Source organism: Sphingomonas jejuensis, assembly GCF_011927695.1.
GTDB lineage: Bacteria > Pseudomonadota > Alphaproteobacteria > Sphingomonadales > Sphingomonadaceae > Sphingomonas_K > Sphingomonas_K jejuensis.
In genome coordinates, this window is the sequence record NZ_JAATJE010000002.1 from 178,640 (window position 1) to 192,553 (window position 13,914).

The following is a 13,914-nucleotide window of genomic DNA, read 5'->3' on the forward strand; positions in this document are numbered from 1 at the left end:
GATGACCTATGTCGAAGGCTTTCTGACCCCCGTGCCGACCGCCAAGAAGGACGCCTACGTCGCGCATGCCAACGAGGCCGTGCCGCTGTTCAAGGAGTTCGGGGCGACCCGCATGGTGGAGGCGTGGGGCGAGGACGTCGCGCGCGGCAAGCTCAACGACCTCTGGATGGCCGTCAACGCGGCGGAGGACGAGACGGTCGTTTTTTCCTGGATCGAATATCCCGACAAGGCGACGCGGGACGCGGCCGTCCAGCGCATCATGACCGATCCGCGGATGGAGGAGGTCGGCAAGTCGATGCCGTTCGACGGCAAGCGCATGATGTGGGGCGGCTTCGACAGCGTCAGCGACGCAGGACGGGGGACCGGAACCGGCTATGTGGACGGCGTGGTGGTGCCGATCGCCGGGAACGCGCGCGACGCCTATGCCAGTTTCTCGCGCGCGGTCGCCGACCCGTTCATCGAGCATGGCGCGCTGCGGGTGATGGATGCGGTGGCCGACGACGTCAGCCGGGGCGAGCATACCGACTTCTTCCGCGCCGTCCTGGCCGAAGGCGAGGAGGTGCCGGCCTTCGGCTGGGTCGAATGGCCCGACAAGGCGACGCGCGACGCCGGCTGGGAGAAGGTGATGGCCGACGAGCGGATGAACGGACAGGACGCGCCGTTCGACGGGAAGCGCATGATCTTCGGCGGCTTCACGCCGATCGTCGACGCCTGAGGAGAGAGACGATGGCAAACCCGCATGGCGAGCACATCTGGTATGAACTGCTGACCACCGATGCAGACGCGGCGCAGGCCTTCTACGCCGACGTGATCGGCTGGTCGGTGGCCGGATCCGGGATGCCCGGCATCGATTACCGCATTCTCACCGCCCCTGACGGTGTGGCCGTCGGCGGGCTGATGCAGCGCACGGCCGAGATGCCGGGCGCCGCCGTCTGGCTGGGCTATGTCGGCGTCGATGACGTGGACGCGGCCGTCGCCAAGGTCGAGGCAGCCGGCGGCAGCGTCCACATGCCTGCGATGACGATGGACGGGGTCGGCCGCATGGCGATGGTGGCCGATCCGGACGGCCTGCCGTTCTACGTCATGCACGGCGACAGCGACGAGGACAGCCGCGCCTTCCTGCCTGCGCAGGAGCACGACGGCCCCTCCACCGTCGGCCATGCCGTTTGGAACGAGCTGAGCGCGCCCGACCCGGACGCCGCGCTCGGCTTCTACGGCGCGCAGTTCGGCTGGACCCAGGCCGGCGGGATGCCGATGGGCGAGCTTGGCGAGTACCGCTTCCTGGCGGGCCCGCGGAGCACGCACGGTGCGCTGTGGGGCACCCCGCCGGACGGGCGACCCGGCTGGACCTATTATTTCCATGTCGAGGACATCGACGCGGCGGTGGAGCGTGCCCGGAACGGCGGCGGCGCGGTGCTGCACGGCCCGGCCGAGATCCCGGGCGGCAGCTATTCTGCGATCCTGACCGATCCGCAGGGCGCGCAGGTCGGGCTCGTCGGCCGTCGCGGAGGAGCCTGACTTGGAAAAGCTCAACACCGTCCTGTGGTTCGACAAGGGCCAGGCGAGAGAGGCGGCGGAGTTCTACGCCGCCACTTTTCCCGACAGCCATGTCAACAGCGGCGTCGCCGCGCCCGGCGACTATCCATCCGGTCAGGCGGGCGACGAGATCCTGGTCGAGTTCACCGTGCTCGGCCGGCCCTTCCAAGGGCTGAACGGCGGTCCCACCTTCCGCCCCAACGAGGCCGTTAGCTTCATGGTGGTGACGGAAGACCAGGCGGAAACAGACCGGTACTGGGACGCCATCGTCTCGGCCGGCGGGCAGGCGAGCGACTGCGGCTGGTGCAAGGACCGCTGGGGCTTCTCCTGGCAGATCACGCCCCGCATCCTGATGGAGGCGCTTGCCGCCGGGGGCGCGAAGGCGGAGCGCGCCTTTGCCGCGATGTCGACAATGCAGAAGCTGGACGTCGCGGCGATCGAGGCCGCACGGCGGGGCGACGGCTGATGCGGACCATTCGCGGCGCAGTCTTCATGTCGCTGGACGGCGTGGTCCAGGCACCGGGCGGCCCGACCGAGGATCCGACCGGCGGCTTTGCGCATGGCGGCTGGCTGCCGCAGTTCTTTGACGAGGATGTGGGCGCGGCGATCGGCGCCGTGTTCGACGGATCCTATGATCTGCTGCTGGGGCGGCGCACCTACGACATCTTCGCGGCCTACTGGCCCTTTGTCGGCGGCGCGGCGACCGGCATCGGCGAGGTGTTCGATCGGACCGGCCGCGACGATGGCGAGCAGGCGGCGATCGAGATGGGCGACGCCTTCACCCGCGCCACCAAATATGTGCTCAGCCGCGGTCAGCCGGACCTTGGATGGTCGAACAGCCATCTCCTTCCCGACCTCGCGGCCCTGCGCGCGGTGAAGGAGGGCGATGGGCCGGACATGGTGATCCAGGGCAGCAGCACGCTCTATCCGGCGCTTCTGGCCGACGGGTTGATCGACGAGCTGACGGTGATGACCTTCCCGGTCGTGCTCGGGACCGGCAAGCGGCTGTTCCCGGAGCCGACGCCGCCCCGTGCGCTCCACCTCCGCGACCAGCGCACGACCCCGTCGGGCGCGATCATCGCCCGCTATGCGCCGGCAGGCGCCGTCGAGCAGGGGTGGGCCGGCCCGCAATCGACCAGCGCGCGGGAGGAGGCACGGCAACGCGCCATGGCGGAGGGACGCTGGTAGGCCGCCCGGCGGGTCAGGCGAACGCCGCCGCGCCCTTCAGCTGCTGATAGGCGGTGATGACTTCCTGCAATGCGGCCTCGTGCCCGCGGTCGCCGCCGTTGCGATCCGGGTGGAACTTGCGCACCAGCTCCGAATAGTGCGAGCGGAGCGCCTTGCGGTCGGCGTCCGCATCCAGCCCAAGCACCTTCAGCGCGCGGCGATCCGCCGCCGACAACGGCTTGCCGTCCTTGCGGTCGGGCTGCCGGACCTGGCCGAAGCGCCCCTGGATGGCATCGAGCGGATCGGCAAAGTCCGACCAGCGCGGCGGCGCGTCACCCCCCGAATGGGCAAAGGCGCGCGTCTCCCGCTCCCACGCGGCGGTGGGGCGCTGCGCGGCCTCGATCTCGTCCGTGCTCATGCCGGCAAAGAAGTTATAGCCGGCGTTGAACTCACGCACATGATCCAGGCACAACCAGCGCCACCGGGGCGGACCGTCCGCGCCGGACGCACCCGCCTCCGGCGGGGCACGAAATTCGCCGGCGGCAACGCAGCCCGGCGCATCACAGGTATCGTCCCGCTCGACCCGCCCATGGAAACGCTGGCCCGGCCTGTCCTTCGGGATCCTTCCGCGCGGCAAACTCTTCCTCCGAAAGCAGCAAAAAGGGTCTATATAGGCGCAATGACAGGTGGTTTGAGAGGCCCGGTCGCGGCCGAGATCGAGAAGCGGCTGATCGCCGCGCTTTCCCCCACGCGCCTGGATGTCGCCGACGACAGCGAGCTGCATCGCGGGCATGCCGGGCACGACGCGCGCGGCGAAAGCCACTTCACCGTGAGGATCGAGGCGGACGCCTTTGCCGGCCAGTCGCGCGTCCAGCGGCAGCGCATGGTCAATCGCGCGCTGGCCGACCTGCTGGCCGAACGCGTCCATGCGCTGGCCATCGTCGCGCGGGCGCCCGGCGAGCCGCAATGACCTATGACCTGTGGTACTGGTCGCCGATCCAGGGCCGCGGCGAGTTCGTGCGGCTGTTCCTTGAAGCGCTGGGGCAGACCTATCGCGACCGCACGCGCGAGGATGGCGACGATGCGCTGATGGCTGACATGGACCGGCATCGCCAGGTCTATGCTCCGCCCTACCTGGTGGCCGGCGACACCGTCGTCAGCCAGGTCGCCACCATCCTCCTCTTCCTTGCCGACCGGCACGGCCGCGGCGGCGCGGGCGATGCGCGCTACGCCGTCCAGCAAATCCAGCTGACGATCGCGGACGTCGTCGCCGAAGCGCACGACGTCCACCACCCGGTCGGGGTCGGCGACTATTACGAGGATCAGAAGGCGGAGGCCGCGCGCGCCGCCGCCCAGTTCCGCACCGACCGCATCCCGGCTTATCTGGACCATTTCGAGGGTGCGATCAGCCCATCCGGATGGCTGGTCGGCGAGGGGTGGACCTATGCCGACCTGTCGCTGTTCCAGCTGGTGGAGGGGCTGCGTTACGCCTTTCCGACGCGGATGGCGGCAATCGCCGACGACCATCCGAACGTCGGCCGTCTCGTCGCGCGTGTCCGCGACCTGCCGGAGATCGCCGCCTATCTGCAAAGCGCGCGGCGCATCCCGTTCAACGAGGACGGCATCTTCCGCCACTATCCGGAGCTTGACGGCGCATGACCCGCGACGACCTCATCCTGCAGACGATCGAGCCCACCACCCACGACCTCGGCGGGTTCAAGGTGTACCGCACGCTGCCGTCCCGCCCGCGCACCATGGTCGGCCCGTTCGTGTTCTTCGACCAGATGGGCCCTGCACACCTGGAAGTCGGCCAAGGCGTCGACGTGCGCCCGCATCCGCACATCGGCCTGTCCACGGTCACCTATCTGTTCACCGGCGCGTTCGACCACCGGGATTCGCTTGGCACGTTCCAGACGATCGAGCCGGGCGCGGTCAACCTGATGACGGCCGGATCCGGGATCGCGCACAGCGAACGCTCCCCGGAGGCGGAGCGCGTGGCAGGTCCGCAGCTGTCGGGCATCCAGACCTGGCTCGCCATGCCGGAGGAAAAGGAGGAGATCGATCCCGCCTTCGAGCATCTGGGCGCAGGCGAGCTTCCGGAGATCTCGTCCGGGGGCGCGATTGCGCGGGTCATCATGGGGACGCTGTGGGGCCAGACCGCACGCACCACCTGCCATGCCGAGACGATCTACGGCGACGTGCGCCTTGCCCCCGGCGCGCAGGTTCCGGTCGACGACGCGGCGGAGGAACGCTGCGTCTACCTGGCGGACGGCGAGGCGAGCATCGACGGCCTGCCGCTGGAGCCGCAGCGGCTTTACGTGCTGCGCCCCGGCATCCGCGCGACGCTGCGCTCCGCCCGGGGCGGCCGGGTGATGATCGCGGGCGGCAGCGCCTTTGCGACCCCCCGCCACGTCTGGTGGAACTTCGTGTCGTCCAGCCGCGACCGCATCCGCCAGGCAAAGGAGGACTGGAAGGCGGGCCGCTTCCCGCTCATCCCCGGTGACAGCACGGAGCACATCCCGTTGCCCGAGGTGCCGAAAACGGTCAGCTATCCTTGAGCACGCGTCCGACGCAGATGGTGCCGCTCGCAACCGGCGTCCGGCTGGACACGGTTGTCGCGGGTCCGGCCGACGCGCCGCCGATCATCTTCCTTCACGGCTTCCCGGAATCGAACCGTACCTGGCGGCACCAGATCGCCGATCTTGACCGCGATCACCGGGTGATCGCGCCCAGCCAGCGCGGCTACGGCCTGTCCGACAAGCCGTCCGGCACCGGCGCCTATCGCATCCAGAAGCTGACGGCGGACGTGTTCGCGCTTGCCGATGCGCTCGGCATCGATCGCTTCACGCTTGCGGCGCACGACTGGGGTGGCGCGGTCGGGTGGGCGGCGGCGCTCGACCGGCCGGAGCGGATCAGCCGCCTCGTCATCGCCAACGCGCCGCACCCGCTCGTCTTCCAGCGCAGCCTGGTGGACAGCGACGCGCAGCGCCGGGCGTCCAGCTATATCCGGCTGTTCCGCGTGCCGGGGGTGGAGCTTGCCGCCAGGATCTATGGCCTGGAGCGGCTCTATGACCGATTGTTCGGGCGGCAGTTCCGGCGCGGGCTGATCGATCCGGGCGAGCGGCAGCGGACGCTGGCGGACTGGCGGCGGCCCGGTGCGCTCACGGCCATGCTCAACTGGTACCGGGCGGCGCCCTTTGCCGTGCCGCGCCCCGGCCGGCCGGCGCGTCGGCCGGAATGGACGCTTGCTCCCTTCCCGCGCATCACGGTGCCGACGCTGGTCGTCTGGGGCACGCGCGACGATGCGCTGCTGCCGCTTCAGCTCGACGGGCTCGACACGCTTGTGGACGACCTTTCGGTCGAGCGGATCGATGCCGGCCACTTCGTGCCGTGGGAGGCACCGGACGCAGTGACCGCGGCGATCCGGAGCTTTCTTGCCGCGCGCCCGACCACCCCTTAAGTCGCCGCTCCCATGGCACCCCCAATCGTCCTCGCCCTGCCCAAGGGCCGCCTTCTGTCAGAAGCGCTCCCCCTCCTCGCCCGTGTCGGCATCGAGCCGGAGGCGGCGTTCCTGGATGACGACAGCCGCGCGCTGCGCTTCTCCACCAACCAGCCGGGCATCGAGCTGATCCGCGTGCGCGCGTTCGACGTGGCGACCTTTGTTGCGCATGGCGCGGCGCAGATCGGCATCGTCGGGTCGGACGTGGTGGCCGAATTCGGCTATCCCGAGCTCTACGCGCCCGTCGACCTCGGCATCGGGCATTGCCGCGTGTCGCTGGCGGAGCCGGCCGGGCTTGCCGCCGAGGACGACCCCGCGCAGTGGAGCCATGTGCGGATCGCCACCAAATATCCGAACCTTACCCGGCGCCATTTCGAGGACAAGGGCGTGGGCGCCGACATCGTGAAGCTGAACGGTGCGATGGAGCTTGCCCCAACGCTGGGGCTCGCCGACCGCATCGTCGATCTGGTCTCGTCCGGCCGGACCCTGAAGGAGAACGGCCTGGTCGAGGTCGAGGTGATCGCCCAGGTGACCGCGCGGCTGGTCGCCAATCGCGCCGCCTTCAAGACGCGGGCGGATGTCGCCCCGCTGGTGGATGCGTTCCGCGCGGCCGCCGATCCCCGGCAGGCGGCGGCGGCATGACGGAGCGGCTGGACAGCCGGAACCCCGGCTTCGACCGCGCCTTTGCCGCGCTTGTCGATGCGCGGCGCGAGCCCGATGCCGACGTCGCCCGCGACGTCGCTGCCATCCTGCGCGCGGTGCGTGACGATGGCGATGCGGCGGTGCGCGCCTATACCCAGCGGTTCGACGGGCACGACCTGGACGAGACCGGCTGGCGGATCGCGCCGGCGGAGCTGCAGCAGGCGTTCGACACGCTCGACCCGTCGCTGCGCGACGCGCTGGTGCTCGCGACCGACCGGATCAGATCCTATCACGAGGCGCAGCGGCCAGCCGACCGGGACGCCGTAGACAGCACCGGCATGCGCATCGGCGCCAGGTGGACGGCGGTGGAAGCGGCCGGCCTCTATGTGCCCGGCGGCCGGGCGGCCTATCCGTCGTCCGTCCTGATGAACGCACTGCCGGCCAAGGTCGCGGGCGTCGACCGCATCCGCGTGGTGACGCCGACACCGAAGGGCGAGGTCAATCCGCTGGTGCTCGCCGCCTGCCACCTGGCCGGGATCGACGAGGTGATCCGCATCGGCGGGGCGCAGGCAGTGGCCGCCCTCGCCTACGGCACCGACCGGGTCGGGCGCGTCGACGTCATCACCGGTCCGGGCAACGCCTGGGTCGCGGAAGCCAAGCGGCAGCTCTACGGCACCGTCGGGATCGACATGGTGGCAGGCCCGTCCGAGATCGTCGTGGTCGCCGACCGCGACAATGATCCGGCGCACATCGCCGCCGACCTGCTCAGCCAGTCGGAGCATGATCCCACCAGCCAGTCGATCCTGTTCACCGACGACGCGGGCTTCGCCGACGCTGTCGCGGCTGCCGTCGACCGGATCCTGCCGACGCTTGCGACCTGGGACACGGCCGAGCGCAGCTGGCGCGCGAACGGCGCCATCCTGCTCGTCGAGCGGCTGATCGATGCCGCGCCGCTGATCGACCGGCTCGCGCCCGAGCACCTCCAGCTGGCCGTCGAGGACCCCGAACCGCTGTTCCAGGCCGTGCGCCACGCCGGGTCGATCTTCCTCGGCCGGCACACGCCGGAGGCGATCGGCGACTATGTGGCAGGCCCGAACCATGTCCTTCCGACCGGCCGCCGGGCGCGCTTCTCCTCCGGCCTGTCGGTGCTCGACTTCATGAAGCGCACGAGCTTCATCCGTTGCGACGCCGGCGCGCTTGCCGCCGTCGGGCCTGCTGCCGTCGCGCTGGCAGAAGCGGAAGGGCTTCCGGCGCACGCTCTGTCGGTGGCGCAGCGGCTCTAGGCGCGCGTCACCGGCGCAGCATCAGCGTCAGTGCGGCGACATGCTGCATCGTCGTGTCGCCACCCGACCGGACCACCTGGTTCAGATAACCGGCCTCGATCGTTGATCGTCCCGACATCGGCAGCTCGACGCCGGCGAAGCTGCGCACCCGGTCGAACCCGGTGCGGGTGCCCCAGTCGGTATCGTTGAGGTGGAAGAACCCCTCCACCCAGCCAAGCGCGCTGACCGGCGCCTCGCCAGCGTCCAGCGGATGCGCAAACCGAAGCTGACCGCGCGCGCGCCAGCCGGTATCACGGCCGTCGGAACGCCAGCGCTGTTCCAGACGAAAGCGGGAGGACAGCCGCCCGCGCCCGATGCTGCCCATCGACCAGCTCACCTGCTGGAAGCTGCGATCCTCCCGGTCCGCCGGCCCGGTCGGCTGCGGCGTCACCACCCGGGCATAACCCTGGTGCACCGAGACGGCGTCCGAAAGGCGCAGCCCGGCCGCCCCGCGCAGCAGCCGCTGGTCAAGCGTGCTGATGCCGTCGCCGAACCGCGGCTGGATTTCCGCAAAATACACGACCGGACCCGCGACCGGACCCTGGACGGTGACGTTCAGCCACAGCTGCTCGTCGGTCGACGCCGCCGCCGGCACAGGCAGCATCATGAGCGCGCAGAGCGCAGGCAAGGCGAGGCGGCAGCGGATCGTCAATCTCCCATGGCCGAAAGGCAGGATCGCCAGCTACGGCCTTGTGTCCACCGGTGCAAAGCGCGCGGCGACAGCACGGTGCATCCGGCGGACGTTCCACCTTCGACAAGCCGGGATCGATTGCCTATCTGCGCGCGATGGCCAGTCGATCCCAATCCCGCTCCGCCGCCCGGCTCGCCGCCGTGCAGGCGATGTACCAGATGGAAATGGAGGGTACGCCCCTTCCCACGCTTCTCCACGAGTTCCACCACCACCGGCTGGGCGCGACGATCGAGGGCGCGGACTATGCCGATGCCGAGGTCGATTTCTTCGACGATCTGGTGTCCGGCACCTTCAAGCGCCGCGCCGAGATCGACGACCTGATCGCAGGCAAGCTCGCCGCCGGCTGGTCGCTCGGCCGGCTCGACAAGCCCATGCGCGGGCTGCTGCGTGTCGGCACCTATGAGCTGCTTGCCCGCCGCGACGTCCCCACCGCGACCGTGATCTCCGAATATGTCGACGTGGCGGATGCCTTCTACGACAAGCGGGAGAAGGGCTTCGTCAACGGCCTGATGGATGCCGTGGCAAAGCAGGTCCGCGGCTGATGGGAGAGGTGGTGAATCTGCGCCGCGCCCGAAAGGCAATGCGGCGGCAGGCCGATGCCACCCAGGCCTCAGCCAACCGTGTCGCCCATGGCCGCACGCGTGCGGAGATCGATGCCGACCGGGCCGCCGCCGCGCGCCGAGACGCGCTGCTGGACGGCGCCAGGCTTGATCCCGGGGCGGGCAAGGACGCCGAGGGCTGACCTGCCAGTCGGGGTCCCGGCCGAGGGAGCCTCGGCAGCCCAGCTTCGTTCGGCTGGCATGATCGGCGCCCTCGCCCACGCAACCGACCTTCGCACCGCCGCGCGGGAGACCATGACCGACGCGCTCGACCGGATGGATCAGGGCCGTCCGGTCGTCGTCCTGAGCCATTTCGATGCCGACGGCCTGGGCGCCGCCGCGATCCTCGTTCGCGCGCTTGGCGCGGCCGGGCGAACGGTTGTTGCCCTCGTCACCGGCAAAGGCGAGACGCCGTGGGACGATGCCGTTCGCGCCCGCCTTCAGGCCCATGATCCCGGCGGACTGATCCTGGCCGACCTCGGCACGCGGGCCGAGCCGGTGCTGCCGGGCTGTCCGACGATCGTCATCGACCATCATGTGCCGACCGGCGCGCCCGAGGGCGCGATAACCCTGAGCGGCAATGGCCTCGACCCCGAGCCGACCACGGCGCTTCTGGCCTGGTGGGCGGCCGGCGCGCTCGGCCAGCAGGACGATCTTCTCTGGCTGGCGGCGATCGGCCTGATCGGCGACATGGCGGAGGACCGGGGCTTTCCGGAGCTGGCGGCCGCGCAGGCCCGCTGGGGGAAAACGGCGCTGCGCGACGCGACCTCGCTGGTGAACGCGCCGCGCCGCACTGCCGCCGCCGACCCTGGACCCGCGCTTCGCCTGCTGCTCGCCGGGGACGGGCCCAAGCACATCACCAAGGGCGACGATGCCGATGCCGATGCCCTGCGCAACGCCAAGGCCGAAGTGCGCGCCGCCATGGAGGTGGGCCGGCGCGTGGCACCGATGATCGCCGGCGACGTCGCGCTGATCCCGCTCGATTCCCCGTGCCAGATCCATCCGCTGATCGCGCAGCAATGGCGCGGCCGGCTGAAGGACAAGATCGTGCTGGCGGCCAACCGCGGATATCGCGACGGCTGGGTGCACTTCGCCGCCCGCTCCGCCAGCGGGCGCAATCTCATCAACTTCCTCGCCGAGCACCGTCCGCCGGGAGCGGACAGCCGGTATGGCAACGGCCATGCGCAGGCGACCGGCGGCGCGCTGACGCTTGACGACTGGAACAGCTTCATCGCCGGCCTCGGCCTGCCCGCCGCGCGGATCGCGGATGCGGGCGGCGGCTGAGCGCTTCCCGCCCGTCAGGCGGCGGCGGTGATCCCCACCAGCTTCGGCGCCGCTCGCCTGCCACTTTCATCCTTGTCGAAGATGACGCCCGTCATCGCCTCCGACACCCGCCAGAGCCGCTCCGCCACCGCCTCGTCTCGGGCCTGGGGCGGGACCTTCGCTGCCGTTGGATGACCGCGTGTCTCGGCCAGGCGGTCGGGACCATAATAGCCGCCCGGCACGGCGTCCGTCGCCGTGGCGGCGAACAAGGTGGGCAGCGCACCCTGCGCCACCGGCTGGAACAGGAACGGCAGGAACGACCGCACCAGCCCGTGCAGGCTGCTGCGCCCCGGACCGTTGTGGAGAAGATCCGTCCTGGCGACACCCGGATGCGCGGCGATGCTGGTGACGCCCCAGCCATTGGCCGCGCTGCGGCGCTGCAGCTCGAACGCGAACATCAGGCAGGCGAGCTTCGACTGCGCATAGACCGGCATCGGCCTGTAGCCCTTCTCCGCATTCAGGTCGTCGAAGTCGATGGCGCCCTGCGGCGCCGCGATGCTGGACAGCGACACGACGCGGGCCGCCGGCGCCCGCTTCAGCAACGGCAGAAGCCGGCCGGTCAGCGCGAAGTGACCGAGATAGTTGGTGCCCATCTGCAGCTCGAAGCCATCCGCCGTGACGGAGCGGGCCGGCGGCACCATCACGCCCGCATTGTTGATCAGCAGGTCGAGCCTGTCGTGCCGTTCGGCCAGCCGGTCGGCGAACATGTGAACGGAGCGCAGGTCGGCCAGGTCGAGGCGCTCGAACCGCACAGAGGCCCCCGGCACCGTCGCGTGGATGCGGCCCACGGCGTCGCTGCCCTTCATCGGGTCGCGGCTGGCGACGATCACATCGGCACCGGCGCGTGCCAGCGCCAGCGCATCTTCAAAGCCCAGCCCGCCGGCGCCGGTGACCACAGCGGTGCGGCCCTGCTGGGGCGGAATATCGGAAACGGTCCAACGCGACATGGGATGACCCTTTCGAGGAGCCGGAGGGAAGCCCGGCGATGTCGGGATGATCCGCCGATCGGCACGTGCAGGCCATGCCGGAAAGATCAGAAGACTTGCCCGATCCTCCACACCCTCCGCTTGTCTGAGCGGACCGCGCGGCTCGCCCCTACCGTGTTCCCGCCGCGACCAGCGCCTTGAAGTTCATCGCGTCGCGCTTGGGTGCGGTGCCGAACGCGCGTGAATATTCCCGGCTGAACTGCGACGCACTTTCGTACCCGACCTGGTAGGCCGCCTCGGAGACGTTGGCGGCGTCCGCCACCATCAGCCGACGTGCCTCCAGCAGCCGCAGCTGCTTTTGATACTGCACGGGCGTCATCGACGTCATCGCGCGGAAATGCTGGTGGAAGGACGACAGGCTCATCCGCGCCACCTCCGCCAGCTGTTCGACCCGGATGGACTGGGCGAAATGATCGCGCAGATAGTAGATCGCGTTGGCGACGCGTTCCGTATGCGTGTCGGGCACGGCAAGCTTCGCGATGTCGGCACCGTGGGGGCCCGTCAGCAGCCAATAGCAGATCTCGCGCATGACGGATGGGTAGAGCACCTGCGCCGCCTCCGGCGTCGATGCCATCCGTGCGATCCGCGTGACGCAGTCCGCCAGCGGACCGTCGACCTGGCCGACGAACACGCAGGCCTCAGCGGTCGCAGCGGTGAGGGGCGGGCTCGCCAGCTGCTGTATAACCTCGCGCAGCATCGCCACGTCGAACTCGATGGTCATGCCGAGATAGGGCGTGTCGGGCGAGGCCCCGATCATCCGCCCGCTAGCCGGCACCTCGACGCTGACGACCAGGCACTCCATCTCGCCGTAACGCAGCGTCGTCTCGCCGAACAGGATCTCCTTGGCGCCGCGCAGCACCACGCACAGCGACGGGCGGTACATCCGGCGCACCGGCGGCACCTCGTGGAACAGGCGCATCATGTGCACGCCCTCCATGGGTGTCTGAAAATGTCCCTCGCCCCCGCCGCGCTGCTCCAGGAACACGCCGACCGCGTCCAGCAGCGCCGCCGGCGTGCCGCCTCTCCCCTCGGCTGCCGCGGCGGGCGCTCCTGGAGAAAAAGGCAAGATTTTCGCGCTTTCCGGCATTCGGATCATCGGAGCGTCCCTGTAGCTTGAGGATGCAAAACCAAGCCGGGACCATAACCCTATTTAGTCACGGCATGACCGTCAAGCACCTCAGTGAAGTGCTGATCCCGACGCCATGACACTATCGAAGCTAAAGTCCGAACCGTGAAGGAATAAGCGACATGCTGATCATCGCTCTTGTTTCGCTGATGTCTTTTGTTCGAGCGCGCTGGATCCAAAAGGCGTCAGATAGTCGTATCTAGACGACGACTTCTGATCGGTTAGCACCAGCATCTACGGCGTCGCGGATCGTCAATGGCAGCTTGTGCATGACGACTGCCGAAGCGGCCGCGGCCGCGCGCGGATCGTCAGGCGCCAAACGCACCATCGATGGTGTGCATGGCACCGGTGACGAACCCGGCTTCCGGCCCGGCAAGCCACGCCACCATTCCCGCGACCTCCTCCGGGCGGCCGTGACGCTTGATCGCCATGAAGCCGTGCATCAGGTCCCGCATCGGCCCGTCTTCGGGATTGGCGTCCGTATCGATCGGGCCCGGCTGGACGACGTTGATGGTGATCCCGCGCGGCCCCAGGTCCCGCGCCAGCCCGCGCGCCAGCCCCTGCAACGCGGACTTGCTGAGCGCATAGGAGGCCATGCCAGGCACCGGCATGCGGTCGCCGTTGACGGATCCGATGATGATGATGCGCCCACCCGCGGGCATCTGCCGGGCGGCCTCGACCGCGGCATGGTAGGGGGCATGCACGTTGACCCGCAGCAGATGGTCGATCGCATCCGGCGCCTGGTCCAGCGCATCGCCGAAGATCGCATAGCCTGAATTGACGACCAGCACGTCCAGCGGCCCGCTTTCCCGCACCCGGGCGATCACCGCGTCGCGGTCGGCGCTGTCGGTCCGGACCGCGGTGGCGCCGGAGGTTGCGGCCACGTCTTCGGCCGCCCCCGGCGATCCGTAGAAGGTGAAGGTCACTGCTGCGCCTTCCGCCGCGAACCGCCTGACGATCGCCGCGCCGATCCCGCGGCTGCCGCCAAGCACCAGAACGCGCTTCCCCTCGAACCCTGTCATG

General features: G+C 69.7%; 18 protein-coding genes. 13 read left to right on the plus strand and 5 right to left on the minus strand.

Features of this window, described 5'->3' with window-relative positions:
- Position 1 precedes the first annotated feature (1 nt).
- Genes GGR88_RS15675 through GGR88_RS10320 form a run of 4 tightly spaced genes read left to right on the plus strand, consistent with a single transcriptional unit; the run spans position 2 to position 2,724 of the window.
- Complete coding sequence (locus tag GGR88_RS15675) at positions 2-715, plus strand: DUF1428 domain-containing protein (RefSeq protein WP_167954636.1); 714 nt, start codon at positions 2-4, stop codon at positions 713-715.
- Between the two features lie 11 nt (positions 716-726).
- On the plus strand, positions 727-1,518 hold the full coding sequence (locus tag GGR88_RS10310) for a VOC family protein (RefSeq protein ID WP_167954637.1): 792 nt from the start codon (positions 727-729) through the stop codon (positions 1,516-1,518).
- 1 nt (position 1,519) lies between these two features.
- On the plus strand, positions 1,520-2,002 hold the full coding sequence (locus GGR88_RS10315) for a VOC family protein (protein WP_167954638.1): 483 nt from the start codon (positions 1,520-1,522) through the stop codon (positions 2,000-2,002).
- On the plus strand, positions 2,002-2,724 hold the full coding sequence (locus GGR88_RS10320; RefSeq protein WP_167954639.1) for a dihydrofolate reductase family protein: 723 nt from the start codon (positions 2,002-2,004) through the stop codon (positions 2,722-2,724). Before GGR88_RS10315 ends, GGR88_RS10320 begins: the two co-directional genes overlap by 1 nt.
- 13 nt (positions 2,725-2,737) lie before the next feature.
- On the opposite strand, the gene GGR88_RS10325 is transcribed toward GGR88_RS10320, so the two are convergent.
- Positions 2,738-3,325, minus strand: coding sequence for a J domain-containing protein (locus GGR88_RS10325; RefSeq protein WP_342449812.1), 588 nt, complete (start codon positions 3,323-3,325; stop codon positions 2,738-2,740).
- 57 nt (positions 3,326-3,382) lie between these two features.
- Between GGR88_RS10325 and GGR88_RS10330 the strand changes: the two genes are divergently transcribed.
- Genes GGR88_RS10330 through hisD form a run of 6 tightly spaced genes read left to right on the plus strand, consistent with a single transcriptional unit; the run spans position 3,383 to position 8,127 of the window.
- Positions 3,383-3,673: a BolA family protein gene (locus GGR88_RS10330; protein ID WP_167954642.1), complete on the plus strand. Its 291-nt coding sequence runs from the start codon at positions 3,383-3,385 to the stop codon at positions 3,671-3,673.
- Entirely contained in the window at positions 3,670-4,362 is a 693-nt protein-coding gene (locus tag GGR88_RS10335; protein WP_167954644.1) for a glutathione S-transferase, read from the plus strand. Before GGR88_RS10330 ends, GGR88_RS10335 begins: the two co-directional genes overlap by 4 nt.
- A complete protein-coding gene (locus tag GGR88_RS10340) occupies positions 4,359-5,261 on the plus strand; it encodes a pirin family protein (RefSeq protein ID WP_167954646.1) in 903 nt (300 codons plus the stop codon). The genes GGR88_RS10335 and GGR88_RS10340 overlap by 4 nt, the downstream gene beginning before the upstream one ends.
- On the plus strand, positions 5,258-6,163 hold the full coding sequence (locus GGR88_RS10345; protein ID WP_245196817.1) for an alpha/beta fold hydrolase: 906 nt from the start codon (positions 5,258-5,260) through the stop codon (positions 6,161-6,163). Before GGR88_RS10340 ends, GGR88_RS10345 begins: the two co-directional genes overlap by 4 nt.
- Before the next feature lie 12 nt (positions 6,164-6,175).
- Positions 6,176-6,844, plus strand: coding sequence for an ATP phosphoribosyltransferase (hisG, locus tag GGR88_RS10350; RefSeq protein ID WP_167954654.1), 669 nt, complete (start codon positions 6,176-6,178; stop codon positions 6,842-6,844).
- On the plus strand, positions 6,841-8,127 hold the full coding sequence (gene hisD / locus GGR88_RS10355) for a histidinol dehydrogenase (RefSeq protein ID WP_167954656.1): 1,287 nt from the start codon (positions 6,841-6,843) through the stop codon (positions 8,125-8,127). Before hisG ends, hisD begins: the two co-directional genes overlap by 4 nt.
- Before the next feature lie 7 nt (positions 8,128-8,134).
- On the opposite strand, the gene GGR88_RS10360 is transcribed toward hisD, so the two are convergent.
- Positions 8,135-8,773 carry a DUF2490 domain-containing protein gene (locus GGR88_RS10360; protein WP_167954660.1) on the minus strand — a complete coding sequence of 213 codons (639 nt, stop codon included), beginning with the start codon at positions 8,771-8,773 and terminating at the stop codon, positions 8,135-8,137.
- Positions 8,774-8,952: 179 nt separating this feature from the next.
- Here GGR88_RS10360 and nusB point away from each other — a divergent pair, with 179 nt between their 5' ends.
- From nusB to GGR88_RS10375, 3 genes are read left to right on the plus strand one after another with little or no spacing between them, the layout of a single operon-like run.
- On the plus strand, positions 8,953-9,399 hold the full coding sequence (gene nusB / locus GGR88_RS10365; RefSeq protein ID WP_167954662.1) for a transcription antitermination factor NusB: 447 nt from the start codon (positions 8,953-8,955) through the stop codon (positions 9,397-9,399).
- Positions 9,399-9,599, plus strand: coding sequence for a DUF4169 family protein (locus GGR88_RS10370; protein WP_167954664.1), 201 nt, complete (start codon positions 9,399-9,401; stop codon positions 9,597-9,599). Before nusB ends, GGR88_RS10370 begins: the two co-directional genes overlap by 1 nt.
- Before the next feature lie 58 nt (positions 9,600-9,657).
- Positions 9,658-10,740, plus strand: a complete 1,083-nt coding sequence (locus GGR88_RS10375; protein ID WP_167954666.1) for a DHH family phosphoesterase — start codon at positions 9,658-9,660, stop codon at positions 10,738-10,740.
- Positions 10,741-10,754: 14 nt separating this feature from the next.
- Here the strand turns inward: GGR88_RS10375 and GGR88_RS10380 are convergent, their stop codons facing one another.
- The 3 genes from GGR88_RS10380 to bdcA all read right to left on the minus strand — a co-directional run bounded on the left by GGR88_RS10380 (position 10,755) and on the right by bdcA (position 13,913).
- Positions 10,755-11,726 carry an SDR family oxidoreductase gene (locus GGR88_RS10380; protein WP_167954668.1) on the minus strand — a complete coding sequence of 324 codons (972 nt, stop codon included), beginning with the start codon at positions 11,724-11,726 and terminating at the stop codon, positions 10,755-10,757.
- A 148-nt stretch (positions 11,727-11,874) separates the two neighbouring features.
- Positions 11,875-12,831: an AraC family transcriptional regulator gene (locus tag GGR88_RS10385; RefSeq protein ID WP_245196818.1), complete on the minus strand. Its 957-nt coding sequence runs from the start codon at positions 12,829-12,831 to the stop codon at positions 11,875-11,877.
- Between the two features lie 368 nt (positions 12,832-13,199).
- A complete protein-coding gene (gene bdcA, locus GGR88_RS10390; RefSeq protein WP_167954670.1) occupies positions 13,200-13,913 on the minus strand; it encodes an SDR family oxidoreductase in 714 nt (237 codons plus the stop codon).
- Position 13,914: the final 1 nt, after the last annotated feature.